General features: G+C 64.0%; 10 protein-coding genes and 1 pseudogene. 2 read left to right on the top strand and 9 right to left on the bottom strand.

What is annotated here, in order from left to right:
- Positions 1–306: 306 nt before the first annotated feature.
- Positions 307–1,821: a toll/interleukin-1 receptor domain-containing protein gene (locus tag ACNYC2_RS08050; RefSeq protein ID WP_419706526.1), complete on the bottom strand. Its 1,515-nt coding sequence runs from the start codon at positions 1,819–1,821 to the stop codon at positions 307–309.
- 360 nt (positions 1,822–2,181) lie between these two features.
- On the opposite strand from ACNYC2_RS08050, the gene ACNYC2_RS08055 reads away from it, so the two are divergent.
- Complete coding sequence (locus ACNYC2_RS08055; RefSeq protein ID WP_419706527.1) at positions 2,182–5,724, top strand: SIR2 family protein; 3,543 nt, start codon at positions 2,182–2,184, stop codon at positions 5,722–5,724.
- A gap of 517 nt (positions 5,725–6,241) precedes the next feature.
- On the opposite strand, the gene ACNYC2_RS08060 is transcribed toward ACNYC2_RS08055, so the two are convergent.
- From ACNYC2_RS08060 to ACNYC2_RS08090, 7 genes and pseudogenes are all read right to left on the bottom strand, one after another.
- Positions 6,242–8,656, bottom strand: coding sequence for a RelA/SpoT family protein (locus ACNYC2_RS08060; protein WP_419707790.1), 2,415 nt, complete (start codon positions 8,654–8,656; stop codon positions 6,242–6,244).
- 1,941 nt (positions 8,657–10,597) lie between these two features.
- Positions 10,598–11,113, bottom strand: a pseudogene (locus ACNYC2_RS08065) (S1 family peptidase); the annotation flags it as partial.
- 11 nt (positions 11,114–11,124) lie between these two features.
- On the bottom strand, positions 11,125–11,460 hold the full coding sequence (locus ACNYC2_RS08070) for a CU044_2847 family protein (protein WP_419706528.1): 336 nt from the start codon (positions 11,458–11,460) through the stop codon (positions 11,125–11,127).
- 584 nt (positions 11,461–12,044) lie between these two features.
- Positions 12,045–12,884 (bottom strand): hypothetical protein, encoded by an 840-nt coding sequence (locus ACNYC2_RS08075; protein ID WP_419706529.1) that lies wholly within the window; start codon positions 12,882–12,884, stop codon positions 12,045–12,047.
- Between the two features lie 267 nt (positions 12,885–13,151).
- On the bottom strand, positions 13,152–14,600 hold the full coding sequence (locus ACNYC2_RS08080) for an IS1380 family transposase (RefSeq protein WP_419706530.1): 1,449 nt from the start codon (positions 14,598–14,600) through the stop codon (positions 13,152–13,154).
- 140 nt (positions 14,601–14,740) lie between these two features.
- Complete coding sequence (locus ACNYC2_RS08085) at positions 14,741–14,965, bottom strand: hypothetical protein (protein WP_419706531.1); 225 nt, start codon at positions 14,963–14,965, stop codon at positions 14,741–14,743.
- 5 nt (positions 14,966–14,970) lie between these two features.
- Positions 14,971–15,303 (bottom strand): hypothetical protein, encoded by a 333-nt coding sequence (locus tag ACNYC2_RS08090; protein ID WP_419706532.1) that lies wholly within the window; start codon positions 15,301–15,303, stop codon positions 14,971–14,973.
- A gap of 236 nt (positions 15,304–15,539) precedes the next feature.
- Here ACNYC2_RS08090 and ACNYC2_RS08095 point away from each other — a divergent pair, with 236 nt between their 5' ends.
- Positions 15,540–16,436 carry a hypothetical protein gene (locus ACNYC2_RS08095; RefSeq protein WP_419706533.1) on the top strand — a complete coding sequence of 299 codons (897 nt, stop codon included), beginning with the start codon at positions 15,540–15,542 and terminating at the stop codon, positions 16,434–16,436.
- A 157-nt stretch (positions 16,437–16,593) separates the two neighbouring features.
- Here the strand turns inward: ACNYC2_RS08095 and metH are convergent, their stop codons facing one another.
- Positions 16,594–20,121, bottom strand: coding sequence for a methionine synthase (gene metH / locus ACNYC2_RS08100; RefSeq protein WP_419707791.1), 3,528 nt, complete (start codon positions 20,119–20,121; stop codon positions 16,594–16,596).
- Positions 20,122–20,206 lie beyond the last annotated feature (85 nt).

Consider the following 20,206-nt stretch of genomic DNA (forward strand, 5'->3'; position numbering starts at 1 on the left):
TGCGGGGCGCTTCAACGCGGGACTGGCCAGGCGACGCTTGGATTCCGGCCTGAGCGCCGTTCGGTATCTCGTCGAGCGGATCATCGAGGAAGTCCTTGCTGGGTACTCCATCCGAGAACGCTGGGTACTCCATCCGAGAACCGACTTGGGCGACCGACCCCGAGGAAGCTTTGCGCGAGTGGCGGTTGCGCGTAGGCGGATACCAGCTGGGATTTGAGCCCGCCGCCGACGTTTCGCAGCGACTGCGTGTGCTCAACGATCGCTGTCGGTAGCCGATTAATGAGCCGGCTGGCATGCCACGAGCCATCAGTGCAGGTGTGAGAACCTCTGTTGCTTGGCGATCTCGCCGAAGTGTTCGGCGTACTTGTCCAGCGCTGCCTTGGCCCGGTCGACATCGCCTCCGAAGAGTCCGCCTCGCAACGGACCCCACATCGCACTCTCGGTCGCGAGTTCCTGTTGCAGATCCTCGACCGCGTTGCCGTAGCGCCACGCACGCCAGGTCAACCGACCGAACCAACGTGACTGGCCCCAGCCACCGCCTCGGGCGGCAATGCGAACGTTGACAGCGTCCTGGGCTAGGACTCCGAGAACAGCCTCAGTACGGTCGAACATCGCCGTGAACTCTTCGTCGTCCGGCCAGTGGTCCAGGAACAGGGGTCGCAGTTCCTTGTGAAGCCACTCCGCGACGGGTGTGTGGTACTTGCTCGCGCGCCTTTCCGTAAACTCCGTCAGAGCGTCCGCGAGAGGCTTGTCCTCGATGCTGGCCCGGGCGAGCGTATGCACGGCCAATTCTGGCTGGTTGAACGGGGCGTACGGATCAGTCGCCTCCAGCAGAGCCTGCGGCTTGTTCTCGTAGCTGCCTCTGACCATTGGGTCGACCACGAGCGTCTTGAGGCTCCCCCATTTCTGACTCGATACGCATGCCATGCCAGCGGTCATCAGAGAAGCAACGCCGGGCAGGTGCCGAAGGTCGAGCAGCGCCTGTGGGCCGGCCTGTGTCTTGATGGAGGACTGAACGAACGACCGGAGACCATTGGTCCACGGCGCTAGCGCTTCGGGTTCTCCCCACCGTGCAGCGACCTGGAGCGACGAACAGAACGGCTTGGTCAAGCCCCATAGATCTCTGGCCGCGGTGGCCACGCTCACTATCTGTTCTTTCCCGTCACCGACCAGTGGACCAGCCACCCGGTCCGGATCGTTGATCGCCTTGAGGACGCGCTGGACCTCCTGAGACACCAGATCATCGAGCTGGATCCGTCTCCTGGAATCGAGAAGCATCTCCTTGGTGAGCTTCTTCAGCAGGTCGGCCCGATCCACATCTGTTGCCTGCTCGACCGCTTCCAGGGCTGCTGCTGGGCTGAGTTGCTTGTCACCCATGACGCCATGAATTGTCGTCACCAACGCAGCGGCTTGAGCCGGGTAGCCGGTCCCGAACAGGTCCACGTAGTTCAGATCGCTCAGGGTCCGTCCCGCACCGAGATCCCACTCGGGGACTTCGCCCGAATCGAACCGGACCGGGATCAGCCAGGTTCGACCGGGAGGTCTCTTGCGGTACTCCTCGACGGCGAGGGTCAGTTCCTCGTTCATGTGCGAGGCATCTTTCCGGCGTGAATTGTCCGAGAAGCATCCAAGGAACACGAGCGATCCGCTGCGGATGGCCTGGCGAATTTCTGCCTTCCACGCATCGCCGGGGCCGAGAGACTTGCGATCGCGCCAGTACGGAATCTGCGCTGCCTCCAAGACCGCACACAGCTGGTCGACCTCGTCACCGTCCTCGTGCACGTAGGAGACGAAGACGTGCTTGCCAACCGCGTCGATCATGGGTTCAAGATAACCACTGGTCCTGGCTGCGGGCAGCGCTGAAGCACTCGATCGAACCAACCCGCTCAAGTTCACCCCGGGGGCGCTGCAAGGCTGTGAGCCAGGTGCCCCCGCCTGTAACGCCCTGCACGGCGTCGCGGCCGCCGTTGATGCTTTCCGACCTGGTGGTCAGGGGCGACTCGCACCTGGTAGGCGACGTCCCCCTGCGGCGAAGCGTGCCGTCGAAGGGTTCACCCGGGTGAGGAACTGGGAGGAGCCAACGCCACGCCCACGAGGCCAGCCAGGTCGGAATAGGCTCGGCGGTGTGCCCGGCAGGGGGCGCCCGACCCTCGGCGTAATCAGGCCGGTAGGGATTTCAGCATGCGCTGGGAGGGTGGAGTAGTGCATTTTGCAAGCATCAATATCCCCGACGAGCTGGTTCAGGCCCACGCTGAGGGGCAAGTGGTCTTCTTTGTGGGAGCAGGCGCCTCTATGGGGCCACCAACATCACTGCCCTCATTCACTGACCTGACTCGGCGAGTCGCAGATCTCGCTAGCCTGCCGGAGCCCGCTGATGATGAACTGAAGCAGCCGGATGTCTACCTCGGGTCTATCGACAAGACGCCTGGTGTCGACGTGCACGAACACGTCAAGAGAGAGATCGAGCGCGGCCGCCGCCGGAACACAATGCACGACGCGCTTGCACGACTTGCGGCAGCGCCCGGGACGATCCGACTCGTGACGACCAATTTCGACAATTTCCTCCACGTAGCACTCCGGGCGCAGAGCCGGAGTGCTGAAATCCACAAAGCGCCAGGCGTACCCCTCGGTGACAGATTTGAAGGCATAGTCCACCTCCACGGACACAAGAGCCAACCACCCCGTGACCTCATTGTCACCGACTCCGACTTCGGTGAGGCATACATTACTCGCGGCTGGGCACCCACTTTTCTCCGGGGACTCTTCTCGGCCTTTGTTGTGTGCTTTGTCGGTTATAGTCACGAAGACCGCATGATGGACTACTTTGCGAAAGGCCTCACCTCCGGCGCGAGGCCCCGCTATATCTTCACCGACCGCGACGAGCCGGCACACTGGGCCGCCCTGGGAATTACCCCGATCACCTACACGCCCCACGCCCATGGAGACCTGGTCGACGCGCTCACGCGCTGGAGCACGTGGTCCTCAAGCACCTCTTACGACAGGGGTCAACGTGTTCGACTGTTCAATGGTGGTACGCCTCCATCGGATCCGGACGACGAAGATTTCCTCAGTTCCGCGCTTGAGGACCCGGCGCTCGTGGATGAGGTGTGCGCCGTAGCGCGGGGGAGGGAATGGGCCCAATGGATGGCCGCGCAAGCACCAATCCGAGCGCTCATGGATAACGTACGGGTTCCCTCCCTGGACCCCCGATGCGTCAAGGCCATTGCGTACTGGGTAGCGCGCGAAGGTGTCGAGCCGGGGTGCTGGGACGTGGTTCACGAAGCGGTTTTGGCTAATGGATCGAAAACTGATCCTGTGCTCGTGGAGACAATTGTATGGGCGCTAATGCGCGAACAGGTGACCGGTGAGGTACCCGCGACGTGGTTGAGATGGGTGCTCGGTGCCGACCTTCCCGAGGGTAGCGCCGGTCGGGAAAACCTCGAACTCCTCTGGGCGTCTGATGCCGTATTTTCCGACCAGGACACCTTGCTCCTAATTGAAAAGATCGTGGACTGCTGGTCACCTCCTCAACTGCGAACCTATGGAGGTGTCAGCGGCGCTGATATCACGGCAAACAACTGGCGGCTCCGAACCGGAATAGAGCGGAGAATGCTCGGTCCAGAGAGCCGCATCTGTCGTGCGTCTCTCACCTGGATTACATCCTTTTTCGAGAAGGCTCACCGGCTGGTCGCGGAGGGGGAAAGGCGTTTCGATCCCTGGAGTTTTTCGCGGTCAGCGATAGAACCTCACGAACAGGACGAGGGAGGGCTACACGAAACGGCAGGTGCACTGATCGACTTGGCTCGCGACTTGCTCGCTGCGCACAGGGTCGATGAGCCTGCCAACGCTCGCATGCTCCGTCACCTGTGGTTCGCGAGCGACGCGCCGCTGCTTCGCCGCATCGCGCTCCATGACCTGCGGACTGACGGAGACGAGAGCCTCCTCGCGGAGAAAGTCGAGCACCTACTTGACCCCGGGCGCTTGTTCGACAGGGACTGCCGGCACGAGGTCTACATGCTGATCGCAGACGTCGCGCCGCAACTGGACGAGAGCCAAATGGCGGCGCTGATCGCTGCGATCGTCGACGGACCACAGGCTGAAGGCGACGACTCCAACGAAGATCCACTAGCCAGGTACCACGATCGCAAGGTGTACGACCTGCTGCACTGGATACTTCAACGGTCACCTGCTGTGCCTCGACCCGCGGCGCTGGACGAGATCGAATCAAGGCATCCGGAATGGCTGCCCGGCCCACACCCGGACCTCGATATGTACATGGAGTCCGGATCCACGAGCATCGAGGACGAGTGGCCGTGGAAGCCTCAAGAATTCCACGCGATGATCGAGGCAGACGCGGAAAATGCTCTCAGCCAGTTTAGCTTGCAACCTCGTCCCGACGACGGCGACTGGTGGTGGGGCGGAGGCGACATGCTCACTCGTACAACAGAGCAGTGGCCCGAGGACGGTCTCACCATCTGGGGCCTGACAGGCGACGATCGGATTCGCGGACGCGTCATCCAGGGTTGGGCCAGCTCAGACCTGAGCGAGACCCAATTGACTCGGATCGCGGAATTACTGCTCAGTACGAATATCACCGGCCTCGTCCACAGCGTTGTGCGTCTACTCATTCCATGGGCGAACGACGCCGACCTCCGGAACCGATGGACCCTGCGGCCCGATGGCCGGACACTCGCACGCAAGGTCTTCCCCTACCTTGCTAGCGAAGGGTCGAACGTCACCGGAACCGACCTGGGGATGATGGCGATCAATTCGCCCGTTGGCCAGCTCGCGGAGTACTGGGCAGCGGCCGCCATCGAGGAGGCTCGAGAAGGAACCTACCCCGGCGGCCTCCTCTCCGAAGGCGTTCGCACCGCCCTGGAGGAACTACTCAATCTCAGTCAGAATCCGCAACTCGTAGAGGCGGCGCTGCTCAGACACCTCCTCTTCTTCCACCGGGCCGACCCCACATGGGCCAACGAACGGCTGCTCACCCTCCTCGACCCCGAGGCCCGTCCATGGAGCGAGTCCGAGCCTGCCTGGTCAGTGGTCCTCAAGGGGCAGTTGGGAGAGAACCTGCTCGACGCCGGCGTGCGGGATTGGCTCATCTCCTGCGCCGAGCACGTTGAACCCGGGTCAGCACTGCGACGGGACCTCGTGCGCTGGATCTCCATCATCGCAATCAATAGCACCATGTCAGAGAGCGACCGCATCGAGTGGCTGCGCCGCTTGGTGGCTGTCGGGGACGACGAGCTGCGAGCGGCATGGACCGGTGAGATCAGTCGTCGTTTCGCTGCGCTCGACGACGCATCGAGGCTTGCAGCGTGGAAGCAGTGGATGAACAACTATGTCCAGCGCCGCCTCTCGGGCGTCCCCCGAAACCTGCCACCATCAGAGCTCACCGAACTGGTGGCTTGGGTGGCGTGGCTACCACAAGGCCCCGAACTGACCACAGGCCTAGGCCTCCTGGATCGGGCCACCTGCGGAATCGCTCCACATGGAAGTTGGTCGATGTTCCCTGTGAGCGTGGAAGCGATCGAACGCGCGCCCGAAGCATGGGCGCTACTACTCGCGAAACTGCTCGGCCCGACAACTGAGATCGGTACCGGCTGGGGACACGACCTGGAGGAAATCCTCACGTTCCTGAAGTCGAACAGTGTTGCTAAGCCTGCGGTGAATGCGGTTGAGGCCGCGCTCTTCAAGCTCGGGATCAAAGCCAGCGGATAAGCCTGCCGACGCACGCTCGACCAAGCCCATCGCACGCAGCCACTGCTGATGGTGTTCACATTGCCGGGCAGGATGGGGCGACGATGACGTGTCGTCCCTGCCTTGTCCCCGCCCGTGGAGCCGAGCCTGTGTTCCACGGCGCTGATGGCGGCGTGCGCGCGTACCATGGTCACGATTCATCCGGCCCAAAGCGAAACAGGGCTGGAGATCAGCGAGAGTGGCACGGAGATGGCACGGCGACCGATGGGCTTCCGCCGGATCCGCGGCTTTACAGGCATCGAAGGGTCGTTTGGCGATAACTGGGACTCCTCGTCTGCTCGTGCCCTTTCGCCATGGGACTCCTGTGTCTCGATGCCGTGGAAGCGCTGATCTCACCCGCGGACAGAGTCCCCGTGCTGGTCGGGCCGGAACAGGCAGGTCCTCTAAACCCTAGGTCTGCCTAGGACGAACTAGGGCGGGCGCTCGGCGAACTCCGTGGCAGATGAGTCCCCTGTGGAACTCCCATGTAGAACGCCTTCTACGATGAGGTCTCATTTGGGTCCTTGACGGTCTCGACGTCCTCCTCTGTGCCGTCGAGGGCCTCGTCTGCTTGCTGCTGCCGCTCGACGGGCCTGGTGCCGGTGATGCGGTGCACGTCGAACACGCCTTCGACCTTCCGGACCACGGCGAGCACCGTGGCGAGGTGCGCGGGCTCCGCCATCTCGAAGATGAACCGGGAGACCGCGAGCCGGTCGTCCGACGTCGAGACGAGGGCCGAGTGGACCTTGGCCTGATTCTCGGACAGCACGCGGGTGACGTCCGAGAGCAAGCGGGACCGGTCGAGCGCCTCGACCTGGATCTGCACCAGGAACATCGTGCTCGCCCCCTGCGTCCACTCGACCTCGACGAGCCGTCCCGGCTGCTTGCGCAGGCCGTCCAGGTTCACGCAGTCCGAACGGTGCACGCTCACGCCCTGACCATGACCATGACCATGACCATAGTTGACGAGGCCGACGATGTCGTCGCCCGGCACCGGCCTGCAACATTTGGCGAGTTTGACCCACACGTCGGCGGAGTCGGAGCCCTTGGGCATGACGCCCGGGTCGCCCGAGCGCACGCGCCGGGCGGTGAAGCCGCCGGGCCGGGCCGCCTCGGCGACGTCCGCCTCGGCGCCGTCCGCACCTCCGAGCGCCTTGACGAGCTTGTCCACCACGTTGTTCGCGGAGATCAGCCCTTCACCGACGGCGGCGTACAGCGCGATCACGTCCTGGTAGTTCATCTCGTCCGCGACCCCGAGCAGGGTCTCGTGCGACATGAGGCGCTCGACTGGCAGGCCCTGCTTGCGCATCGCCTTCGCTATCGAGTCCTTGCCGGTCTCGACGGGCTCCTCGCGACGCTCCCTGGTGAACCACCGGCGGATCTTCTTACGCGCCTTCGGCGACCTGACGAACCCGAGCCAGTACCGGCTCGGCCCGGCCGTGTCTGACTTGGAGGTGAGGATGTCGACGACGTCGCCGTTCTCGAGCGGCGAGTCGAGCGGCACCGGGCGGCCGTTCACGCGGGCGCCCATGGTGCGGTGGCCGACCTCGGTGTGCACGGCGTAGGCGAAGTCGACGGGTGTCGCGCCGCCCGGCAGCGCCATCGCCATGCCCTTGGGTGTGAAGACGTAGACCTCGTCGCCAATCTCGAACCGCAGCGAGTCGAGAAGCTCCGCCGGGCCGGCGGTCTCGTGCTGCCAGTCCACGAGCTGGTTGAGCCAGGCCATGTCCCGGCCTTTCGGATGATAGGTAGCCATCTCAGACCCGTGTGCTTCGCCATACAATTGTTCGCGACCAGCGCTGTCGATATACGTTTGTGACGGTGGGCTCGCGCCGTACTCGGCGCGGCGGTGCATTTCGGGCGTGCGGATCTGGATCTCGACGGGCTTGCCGCCTGGCCCGATCACCGTCGTGTGCAGCGACTGGTACATGTTGAACTGCGGCATCGAAATGTAGTCCTTGAACCGGCCGGGGACCGGGTTCCACCGCGCGTGCATGGCGCCGAGCGCCGCGTAGCAGTCGCGCACGTTATCCGCGATGATGCGCACGCCCACAAGGTCGAACATCTCGGCGAAGTCGTACCCGCGTACGATCATCTTCTGATAGATCGAGTAGTAGTGTTTGTGCCTCCCTGTCACGGTTGCCTTGATCTTGGCGCTGCGCAGGTCCAGCTCGATCCGGCCCTTCACCACGTCGAGGAACTCTTCGAGCGCGGGTGCCCGCTCGGCCACCAGATTCACGATCTCGTCGTACACCTTGGGGTACAGAGTCTGGAAGGAGAGGTCCTCCAGTTCTCGTTTGATTGTGTTCAGACCCAGCCGGCCAGCCAGCGGAGTGTAGATCTCAAGGGTCTCGCGCGCCTTGCGCTCTGCCGACTTGGAGGGCACGTACTTCCAGGTGCGGGCGTTGTGCAGGCGGTCGGCCAGCTTGATGACCAGCACGCGGATGTCCTTGGCCATCGCCACGACCATCTTGCGCACGGTCTCGGCCTGTGCCGCGTCGCCGTACTTCACCTTGTCCAGCTTGGTGACGCCGTCCACCAGCAGCGCGACGTCGTCGCCGAAGTCGGAGCGCAGTGAGTCCAGCGAGTAGTCGGTGTCCTCCACCGTGTCGTGCAGCAGCGCGGCGGCGATCGTCGTGCCCTCGAAGCCGAGCTCCGCGAGGATCGTGGAGACGGCGACGGGGTGCGTGATGTACGGGTCGCCGCTCTTGCGCATCTGCCCGCGGTGGGCTTTCTCCGCGACGAAGTAGGCTCGCTCGATCAGCGAGACGTCGGACTCGGGATGGGCGCTCCGTACGGTGCGCAGCAGCGGACCAACCAGTCTTTGATCGAGACGGCTCCTTAGACTGACCGCCGCGGGATCCTGGAGGAAGGCAAGCGCCTCTACGAGCTCCTCACGATCGAAGAACGCAATGAGTTCGTCCCGCGCCAGATCAAGTGCGCCGGTGACGACCTTCCTGTCCGCACGAGAGAGCCATTCTCGAAGGTCGTCCCTGAGGCTGGCGGTCCACCCCATGAGGTCACCGTCGGTCGGCACCGCGGCGCCGGCATTCACCGCGGTCGCGATGACGTAAGCGTGCACCCTGACGTCAGCCCGAGCACCCAGGTTCGAACTAAGGACAAGCAGGTCATGCTCAAGTCGAGGGTCGGAGATCGCCAGCCGCACTCGGACAGTTTCATGCAGTTCGACTGAATCGATCGAGGGATCGAACGAATGCTGTGTCGCCTTCGCTACGGCCTTGATAAGCGCTGAAGGTACTTCGACATGATCTGATACAAGCCCTGCCACAAGGTCAAAGGCAGCTTTCTCTCGTCGGGCTATCGCACCACGGACGAACCTTACAAAGCGCTCGTCCTTGATCCAGCGGGCAGAAGCAAAGCGCATGAACGAACGGTTTGACCAAACGTGCGGGGGTGGATCCTTGCCCACGAGTGATAAAAGAATCTGGGTATCACGGGCGGCGTCATCCTGGCATTTTTTCGATGCGGCGTACTCCGCCAAGATCTGGTGGGCAAAGACGGCTTGGTTTAGAACGATCTGCGCAAGCCCGGTTCGTTGATAAATACTGATGCAAAGCGTTCGCCATTTTTCGCCATCAATGGCTGCATTCACCGGTACCGCCGGCACAGGGATGGTCGGCTGATCCCGGCCGGATTCGACCCAGGAGAGAGCAGAATCTCCAAGATGGTCGTATGCGCTCTCGACGACCTCTCGTGCGGCGAGTTCACTCGCGGGTCCGAATCGCGCTGCAACAGCTGCAGCTACGTCAATAAGCGGGGGACCTTCGGGTTCATAGAACGATTCTCGAACGGCACGAAAATACTCGTTGAGCAGTCCATTTCGAGATAGAGGAATTGTCGCAGTTGGGTCAATCATGCGAATGCGACAAGCGATCGATAGAAGAAGTGGATTGCCGAGGAGATCGGCAGGAGTGTCGGCAAGAATTCCCCTAACTAGTTCGGGGGAATTCCGCGCGCTTTTCGTCCACTCCTTTACGATGGTTTTCTGCTGTCCTGGGTCGAGAGGTTCAAGTGACCAGACCGAACCAACGAGCCGGTTAAGGGCAGCGTGTTCGCTCGTTGTGAGCGGTCTTGTCGCGACTGCGACCCGGAAATGCTCATGCGCCCTCAGTGCTTCGTGGAGTTTGGAGACAATTTGTTTGCGCCTGCCGACGTCGACTACTTCGTCCAGGCCGTCAACGAGGAGTAGCCATCGACTGCCGGAGTTAACGGGTGGGACATCGAACAAGTCTGGCCGCCACTCATGTTCCGAGAACTCTGGCATGCGCTTGAGTGACCGCCACACTGAGGACGTGATCGGTTCATGAGGGTTGATTTCCGAAGCCAGTATCGGAACCGGCACGACACCTGGAAGCTTGTTTCGCCCAACCAATTCCAGCGCGGCAATACTATACATCCGCAAAGCTGCAGACTTTCCGCCCCCGGCCCCTGCCAGTAACACAAAAGATTCGTCGTCGTCCCCGAGGTTGACCAGTGAGGCTCTTTGTCCGATGTCTACGCCGACACCGTGTCGAACTAGGGAAGGGTATTCGTAAACCGCGGCCAGCGGAGGGGCATCGCCGCCATCATTGGTGAAGATTCCGAAGCGATCCAATGCCGCGTGACGACCGATGATCGTGATCAGCAGTCGAACCTCACGAGTAAGGTGTTCAAGATTGCCGGTACGAATTTGCGCATCAGTTAGCCGATCGACCCATCCACTAAAGATCGAGTCGTTCGAGAGGTGGTAATTTACCCCTGCGAGACGTGGGTCGCGGTTGTCTCTTAAGAGATCTTCGGTCGGGAAGGCGCGGGCTGTTTCGTGTTTATTCGAGACGACCACGATCCCGCAAATCTTTCCGGTTGAAGCGTCAAGAAGCGGACTGCCGCTGGCCCCGGGGTGAATCGCGGAACCCTCAATTTTGTCCAATTCAGGGCCAGGGAGTGATAGTTTTCCGCGTCCAAGCATCGTGACAACGAACGGATCCCCACCGCCGGTGTACTTTCCGGAGGGAAAGCCAAATCCTGATAGAATCGGGCGCTCGCCACGGGCTGGTCCAAGAATGGGAACGTGAGGCAAGTCTGGTCCGTCGGTAATTTCCAGTACTGCTACGTCGCAGTCCTGGCCGTGTGTTTCGGAATTCCATATCGTTTTCGCCCGCCTCTTAGGCGGTATGGAGTGATTCGCCGCAGGCCCGAGCAAATCGGATACGTCGCTGCCCTCTACTACGTGGCGAGCTGTGACGAGGTGGCGAGGGGTGATTGCGAATGCAGTCCCGCGGCCAACGCCTTTGGCGCTTTTGGCCTCAACCAGATATGTAACAGACTGAAGTAGTTCATGCGCCGTCACCGTCGGCTCGGCGCCCGTCATCACAGTCTCAATCAATCTGACAAACGGGACAGGTTCGCCCGCTCGTAGGTGACTATGATCTTTAATGAGGAACTGCTTGAGGCTTTCCCGAGAACAGAAACGAGCGCTCCTGTCTCTATAGCGAATTCTAGTCCAGCTTCAACCGTGACCGACACGGTACCCTCCCGCAGGAACGCACGTGCTGCTTCCTCAGTTGCGGCAGCCGCTGCGGCGATTGCCTCTGTGAGGCTGGGGGAGCGGTCAGCGACTGGCCCTTCCTCATCCTCCCGGTCTTCGACGTCGAGTTCTTCAGCCATCACCACCACGGTGTGTTCGCCGACCCGGACGTGTACTGGTCTGGTGGACATGAGGGGCCCTTCATGACAATTTGGCGAATGGACGATAGGCCATCGTGGCTCGTGGTTCGGCTGCTGGCAACTAAACGCCCGGATGATTTTTGACGACGTCACATAGACCTGCACGGAGTGGTTGTGGGAAAACTTCACCCTCCACCTTGGTCTCGGAGAGATATATAGGTCGTACGACTCCGGGCTATGTCCGATTTCGGACGGGCCATAACCCGGACGTACCCACCGGAGCCCACGGCGTGGTCTCGGTGGATCACACCAAGAAGGAGCAGGGACGAGCGCCGGCAGGCGTGCACCAGAGTCTCCTGGGCGCTGGGCGCTGGGCGCTGGGCGCTGGGCGCTGGGCGCTGGGCGCTGGGCGTTGGGCGCTGGGCGTTGGGCGTTGGGCGCTGGGCGTTGGGCGCTGGAGGACGTCAGCTGGCGTGACAGCGGGGTGCGGCTGCGGCGCCTGCAACGGTGACTGGCGGCGACACTGTTGGATCTGTTACGAGCGGGCATTCACCCAATCTGTGTCGGCTGCCGCGCCATGCTGGTCCGTCCAAGAGCCAACGGTCGGACGAAGGGACCGAGTTGAAGGAAGGTTGCTACTTGGGCCCTTCGTAGGGACCAATCAGGACCTGCGGTGGTTGTCCCTCGGGCTCTGTCACCACAATCATCACGCCGTTGCCGTCCACGTCGGCCCGGCCATACGAGTACGGCGTGTCGGCCAGCCGCCGGTGCTCGAGGGGCACTTCAACGACTGTCACCTGCGCACTGACCTTGGCCTGGAGACTACGAATGCGGTATCGACGCTCCGGCTGCCCCATAACGTAGGCATGGGCCGTTATTGCGAGTCCGTCGGTGGTGCGAGTGAGGCTGAACTCAGGGGCGTTGACGTCAATGGTGACAGGTCCCGACTTCGCGTCACGCAGGTATTCGCTGTCCTGCTGCGACGAGATGACGGTGCTAACCACGTCGTGAATTCCTGCGAGCGGGGCCCCGTCGCTGTCGACCAGCTCGTGGGACAAAAGGCCCGACAATTCAGCACTTTCGACTCGCTCGCCTTCCGGTGTCTCAAGTATCGCCTGGAACGCCATATCGGCCGGCTCGTAGGATAGCCTCTTTGCCCAGAGCGAGTTGAGTTTACCGACGATCTCTCGTGAGGCATCGTCCTCAAGGGTCTCTGGCTGCCAAAGCGTGATCTTGAGGTGCGCCGCCTTCGTGCGAGCTTGCTTCGTGAACCCCACGCTTGACGCAAGCACCAGAAGGTCAAGCGGGAGATGCTGGTACTTCGCATAGGCTTGCTCGATCCAAGTCACATCCTGCGGACTCTTGTGGTCGCGGCACTCGATGCCAATCCGGATTGGTATGGGCACTCCGGGCATCTTGCCCTCGATGAGGATGTCGACTTCACGTAATTGTCCCGTGCTGGAGTCAAGCAACATCGCGGACTCCTTGATCGTTGAGCCCGTGGCGAGCTGCTGCTGGACAACGAATATGACCCGTTGGAAGAAGTTGCTCCGTTGCGGCACAGACCAAGGCTAGCCTCGATCATTCACATGGTGGGTAGCCTGGCCTGAGCGGTTCGTCTGATTTGGTGGTTGGCGCGCGTTGGGCATGGTTGCCGTGCGCGTGTCGCTGCGTGCGCCGGTTCCGGCCGGGGGTCTGCGATGACTCCGTTCTGGGGCTCGTGGGAACGGTCTTTAGCCTGTTCAGGTCACGGCGGGCAGGACCTGGAGGCGGTGCCAGGTGGTGGTGATCGCGTCGGTGTGGGGATGGTCGCGGTCGAAACGCAGCCACCTGCGGCGGGCGTGGCGGGCCAAGCGGGCGGGCAGGGAGTAGACGTGCTCGCGCATCGTTGCTGGTTCGGCTTTCGCGAGGAGCTCGTGGTCGGCGAAGGCGAGCAGCCGGGTCCAGACGTCGAGGTCGCGGGCGATGCCGGTCAGCAGGACCCAGGCGGTGTTGATCCGCCAGGACGTTGAGGGCAGCAGCCCCAGGCCGGTGGTCTTCGCGGCTCGGACGTGGTCCTCGACGACGGCGTGATGGCGGTGCAGGACGTCGAGCCACCGCGGCTGGTTCGTCCCGGGGATGCCACGCATCCGGCCGATGTTGGTTGCGGTGATCGCGTATTTCCAGCCGGTGGCCTTCTCCAGCGCGGTGACCTTCCCCGCGGCCTTGTCGCGTGGTGCGATCGGGACCCGCCGCACGATCAGGCGCATGCTGGTCGGCCAGCCGGGCCGTTTCGCCAGCCCGGTCAGCTCGGCGACATGCCCGTACTCCGACCGGGTCTCGCCGTGGGTCCCGTCGCCATAGTGGATGGGCGGGGCGATGGTGCCGTCCTGGTCGAGATACGGTGCCCACGCCCGCTCGGGCAGGGCCTTGATCGCCTTCTCCTCGAGCGTGGCGATGGTCCAGCCGATCGTCCAGGCCACCCGGCGCCGGGTGGTGCCCAGCTGTTCCAGGTGGCTGACCGTGTCGGGGGACGCGCCGGCGCCGTCGATCCGCACCAGCAGCTTGGAACGCCGGCCCTCGTCCGGGATCTGCGTCAGGGCCTCGTCCAGCACGGTGATGTGGTCGGTCGCGGTCTTGCTGCCGGCGTTCCCCGGCCTCGGCAAGATGCTCAGGGCTTCGCCGGTGTTCGCGATCCAGCCGCCGAGGTGGTGGTGCCCGAATCCGCCTTTGTAGGTCCTGGTGGCGTTCTGTTTGCGGGAGTGGCAGCCCACGATCGTGGCGTCCAGGTCCACCACGACCCACCCGTGAAGGCGTTTGCCGCCGGCCTGCAGCCACGGGAACCCGCCCGGACGCGCGGCCAGCAGCCGCCACAACGTCCTACGACTTCTGGCCCGCGCCCGTGACAACCGCTTCAAGGCCCGCTCGTCGATCGAGTCCAGGGTCCGCCACAGCGTCGAGTCCGACCCGCACGACCCGAACGTCCCGGTGTGACCGGCGAGCATCCGCTCGACCTGCGACAGGTTCCTGGCCCCCGCAGCGATCGCCGACGCCGCACCCACCAGCACCGCCCCGCGGCAGATCCGCTCGACCCGCCCGGGCCCGAACACCTCACCGATCCGGGCGGTCAGGCCGACGGCATCGGCGGTCTTGCGCAGCACCACCACACCCGCGTTCGCGACCAGTCCTTTACCGTCCGCGGTCAGTTCCAAACGCGCATCCCACGCGGTAGTCTCGCCCATCAGAAAGGTGCTCCGATCCTCAGCCCGACACAGCCTTCGACAAGCCGTATCGTGCCAGGTCAGAGCACCTTTCCTATGCCTTGACTCACCTCACCCACGAAGGATCGAGGTCAGTGACGCTGGTTGCGGTTGTGCTCGCGGGCCGCCTGACGCATGGCGGCCCGGGTCTCGGCGGTGATCAGGCGCAACTGCACTTCGGCCACGACGCGTGCCTCAGCCAGCCGCGCGAGCCGACGCGTGCGGCACAGGTGCACCGCAACCTGGAGGGCAACGGAGCCGAGCGCAACGACCGCCATGACAGCGATCTGCACGATGAAGGCGTCGACGAAATCCATGAGACTCACGCTCGGCGCATCTCGCGCTGGAGCTGCCCCAGGACCTCCGCGAAGGCGAGCACCTCGCGGTCGGCCAGCGTCCCCAGCCGATTGGCGGCTTCGGGGGCCACCTGCTCGAGGCTGCGCTGGAGCAGTGCCGTGTCGGCGGCCTTCCGCATCGCGGAGGCGTTCGCCGTGGCGTAGTCCTCGATCTTGATGGCGGCCACGTCGGTCGCGGCGTCGGCCGCCTCGATGCGAACGATTGCCTGGGAACGGATGTGGCCGACCGCACGGACCAGTCGGCGCTGAGGCCGGCTGATGCCCTCCATAGCGGTGGTACAGGCCTGGATCTCGCTCATGGAGCTGACCTCTCGGGGTGAGGAGTGGCGGACTCGCTGGTCGAGTTCGCTCTGCCTGGTAATCACCCTGACTGACCACGCGAACACTGTGGAGCCCCAGTTTGAGGCGTGTTACCTTGCGTTTCCGGCCGCATATTAGGGTTCGATAGGGGCTTGTGTGGATCTGATCCGCGTGGTAGGGAGACGCACCGTTGACAGCAGACCTGGAGACCGGAGCCGCTCGTGAGTCAGCAGTAATGAACGAGCTGATCAAGTTGCGCGAAGGCGAAGGCCTTTCATCGACGAAGCTTGAAAAGGCTCCAGCCATATTGGCCCTACGTGCTACGAAAGACGAGATGGCACGGGGCGGTGAGGATGTCGGCGCTGAACCCATCGCCGCAGAAAGAATGCTCAGATGTGCCGTCCGCCGCCTGCTGCCGCGATTCGACTACGGATCGGTCTTGCACCACACGCTAAATATCGCAGGAACGGACACGATACTTAAGCAGCGCCGCAGTGATCTCAAGAAACGACTCAACACAGAGGGGACGACTTACGATCGACTAGAGAAACGTGCATATGCCGAGTTCGCGAAAAAGGTGACGTGGGCGCCTAAATCGCCGTGCGGCATCGCAACACCCAGCCGGGAGGAAGAGGCTGATGCGGCGATTGAAGTGCTCAAGGAAATGCCTGATACGGCTATAGCGGTGACTCTTGCGGTGGCATTGCTTCGTCAGTTGCCGCATGGTGCCCGGGCCGTGAATCACTACATCGCTCTATTCCCCCATAATGACTCCACCCCTGCACAGGCGGCAGTAGTCCTTATCGGGCGTGTGATATTGGCGCGATGGCCATCGGTATTGGGCTCAGATCCCGAGTTCCGTCTGATTGGATCAATCGACAGATTCTTCGACGCAAATTTTCGCGCAACGCATACGATAGAAGAAATCGAGCGGGCAGTGATTGGCGAGGAACAGGGTGTGGACAGTACGGCGCCGCTGGTCGATGACCAGGGGGAGCCTAGCGTGGACTTCTACTTGCGGGTTTCGGTGAGCCTGCGCGTACTCGCCGCCTTGATGATATCGATCGAGGACGAACACGACTGGAATACTGTGTTTCCCAATAGTGGCTTTCTTGCCAAAATGATTGATTGAGTGTTTCGTACATTTAAATGCGACAGGCGAACCGGAGGGAACTTGGTGTTCTCGAATCCGGTTCAGGCTCCAGCTTGGTGACGCCCAACTCCGAGGTCAGTCTGATCTGACCAGCCAGAACATGTTTGACCTGGTCGGGCACTCGGAGCCGCGAGACTCACACGGAGAAGTACTTCGCCTCCGGGTGGTGGAACACAAACGCATCCGTCGACTGCTCCGGATGCAGCTGCAGCTCCTCGGAGAGCGTCACCCCCACCCGCTCCGGCCGCAGCAGCTCCACCACCTTGTGCCGGTCCTCCATCTCCGGGCACGCGGGATACCCCAGCGAGAACCGCGCCCCGCGGTACTCCAGCTTGAACATCCCCTCAACGCCAGAAGGCTCCTCGGCGGCGAACCCCAGCTCTGCCCGCACCCGCGCATGCCAGAACTCGGCAAGCGCCTCGGTCAGCTGCACCGACAGCCCGTGCAGCTCCATGTACTCCCTGTACTTGTTGGCCTCAAAGAGCCGCCCGGTATGCGCAGCAACGGAATCCCCGACGGTCACCAGCTGCACCGGCAGCACATCGAACCGCCCGGTCTCCTCGACCCACTCCCGAGGCCGAACAAAGTCAGCAAGACACAGGTGCCGGTCCCGACGCTGCCGCGGGAAGTGGAACCGCAGCCGCTCAGTTCCGACGGAACCACCGGACCCGCCGTCGGGCGCCCCGATCCCGGAGAGCTCCCCGTGGTGCGCCACCACGACGTCGTTCCCTTCCGACCACACCGGGAAGTATCCGTAGACCACCGTCGGGTCCATGATCTGGTCCGTCAGGATGCGGTCCATCCACTCCGCGAGCCGCGGGCGCCCCTCGGTCTCGACCAGCTCTTCATAGGATGCGCCATCCGAGGACCGCCCCGGCTTGAGCCCCCACTGGCCCATGAACGTGGCCCGCTCGTCCAGGAACGCCGCGTACTCGGAGAGCTGCACGCCCTTCACGATCCGCGTACCCCAGAACGGCGGGTCCGGCACCGGGTTGTCGGCCGCGACGTCCGACCGTGCGGGCAGCGACTCCACAGGGGTCTGTGTCACCGTCACCACCGCGTGCCGCCGCTTCTTGAGCGCCGGCAGCCCGACGTCGTCGGGCGCAGCCCCCCGCGCGACCCGCACCAAGGGCTCCATGAGCCGGAGCCCCTCGAACGCGTCCTTCGCGTACCGCACAACGCCCGGAAACGCAGAAGCCAGGTCGTCCTCGACATAGGTCCGCGTCAGAGCGGCACCGCCCAGCAGCACCGGCCACCGCTTGTCGTACCCGCGGGAGGCCAGCTCCTCCAGGTTCTCCTTCATCACGACCGTCGACTTCACCAGCAGCCCCGACATGCCGATCACATCGGCGTCGTGCTCGATCGCGGCGTCGATCATGGCGCTCACCGGCTGCTTGATGCCGATGTTCACCACCTTGTAGCCGTTGTTCGTCAGGATGATGTCCACGAGGTTCTTGCCGATGTCGTGCACGTCGCCGCGCACGGTCGCCAGCACGATGGTGCCCTTGGTCTGGTCGCCCTCGACCTTCTCCATGTGCGGCTCCAGCAGCGCGACGGCGGCCTTCATCACCTCCGCCGACTGCAGCACGAACGGCAGCTGCATCTCGCCCTTGCCGAACAGCTCGCCGACCACCTTCATGCCCTCCAGCAGGTGGTCGTTGACGATGTCGAGTGCCTTCATGCCGGCCCCGAGGGCCTCGTCGAGGTCGGGCTCCAGGCCCTTGCGGGCGCCGTCGATGATCCGCCGCGCGAGACGCTCACCCACGGGCAGGGCCAAGAGCTCCGCAGCACGAGCATCCCGGATCGCCCCGGCGTCGACGCCCTCGAACAGGTCGAGCAGCTTGGACAGGGGGTCGTACGTGAGGTTGCCCTCGGCGTCCCACTCGCGCTTGTCCCACACCAGGTCGAGAGCGGTCTGCCGCTGCTCGTCCGGGATCGAGGACAGCGGCAGGATCTTCGCCGCGTGCACGATCGCCGAGTCCAGCCCGGCCGCCGTCGCCTCGTGCAGGAACACCGAGTTCAGCACCGCGCGCGCCGCCGGGTTCAGGCCGAAGGACACGTTCGAGACGCCGAGCGTGGTGTGCACGCCGGGGTACTTGCGCGTGATCTCCCGGATCGCCTCGATGGTCTCGATCCCGTCGCGCCGGGTCTCCTCCTGGCCCGTTGCGATGGGGAAGGTGAGGGCGTCGACGATGATGTCGTCCACGCGCATGCCCCACTCGCCGACCAGGGTGTCGATCAGCCGGGAGGCGATGGCGACCTTGTGGTCGGCGGTGCGCGCCTGGCCCTCCTCGTCGATGGTCAGCGCGACGACGGCGGCGCCGTGCTCCACGACGGCCGGCATGATCCGCCCGAACCGCGACGTCGGCCCCTCGCCGTCCTCGAAGTTGACCGAGTTCACGACGCCGCGGCCGCCCAGCAGCTCCAGGCCTGCGCGGATCACCGCGGGCTCCGTGGAGTCGATCACGAGGGGCAGGGTTGAGGCGGAGGCCAGGCGCGAGACCACCGCGCGCACGTCCTCCACGCCGTCGCGCCCCACGTAGTCCACGCACACGTCCAGCAGGTGCGCGCCGTCGCGCGTCTGTGCCCGGGCGATGTCGACGACGTCGTCCCAGCGGCTCTCCAGCATCGCCTCGCGGAACGCCTTGGAACCGTTGGCGTTGGTGCGCTCGCCGATCGCGAGGAAGCTCGTCTCCTGGCGCAGGTCCGTCGCGGAGTACAGCGAGGCGACGGCGTTCTCGCGGACCGGCGCGCGCTCCGCCACGGGGCGCCCGCCCACGGCCTCGACCACGAGGCGCATGTGCTCCGGCGTCGTGCCGCAGCAGCCGCCCACCAGACCCAGGCCGAACTCGCGCGCGAACTGCGTGTGCGCGGCGGCGAGCTCCTCCGGGGTGAGCGGGTAGGAGGCGCCGTTCGGCCCCAGCACCGGCAGGCCCGCGTTCGGCATGCAGGCCACCGGGATCTCCGCGTGCTGCGACAGGTGCCGCAGGTGCTCGCTCATCTGCTCCGGGCCCGTGGCGCAGTTCATGCCGATCGAGTCGATGCCCAGCGCCTGCAGCGCCACCAGCGCCGCGCCGATTTCCGAGCCCATGAGCATGGTCCCGGTGGTCTCCACGGTCACCGACACGATGATCGCGACCCGCTGCCCGACGTCGGCCATCGCCTGCCGGCCACCCGTCACCGCGGCCTTGGCCTGCAGCAGGTCCTGGCTGGTCTCGATCATCAGCGCGTCCGCGCCGCCCTCGATCAGGCCCGCCGCCTGCTCCGCGAACGTGTCCCGCAGGTGCGCGTACGTGGTGTGCCCCAGCGACGGCAGCTTGGTGCCTGGGCCCATCGAGCCCAGCACCCAGCGCGGCTTGTCCGGCGTCGCGTGCGCGTCGGCGCGCTCGCGGGCGATCGCCGCACCCTTGCGGGCCAGCTCGCGGATGCGGTCGTCGATGCCGTAGTCGGAGAGGTTCGACCAGTTGGCGCCGAACGTGTTCGACTCGATGGCGTCCACGCCGACCTCGAGGAACGCGTCGTGCACGCCCGCGATGATGTCCGGCCGCGAGACCGTCAGGATCTCGTTGCAGCCCTCCAGGCCCTCGTAGTCCTCCAGTGTCGGGTTCGCCGCCTGGATCATGGTGCCCATCGCGCCGTCGGCCACGACCACGCGCGTGCGCATGGCGTCCAGCAGGGCGGCGGAACGCTCGGTGAGAGCGGGCAGTTCGGCGGGCACAGCGGCGGGGAGTGCGGTCACCTCGGCAGCG

It is taken from the genome of Promicromonospora sp. NFX87 (genome assembly GCF_048564965.1).
GTDB lineage: Bacteria > Actinomycetota > Actinomycetes > Actinomycetales > Cellulomonadaceae > Promicromonospora.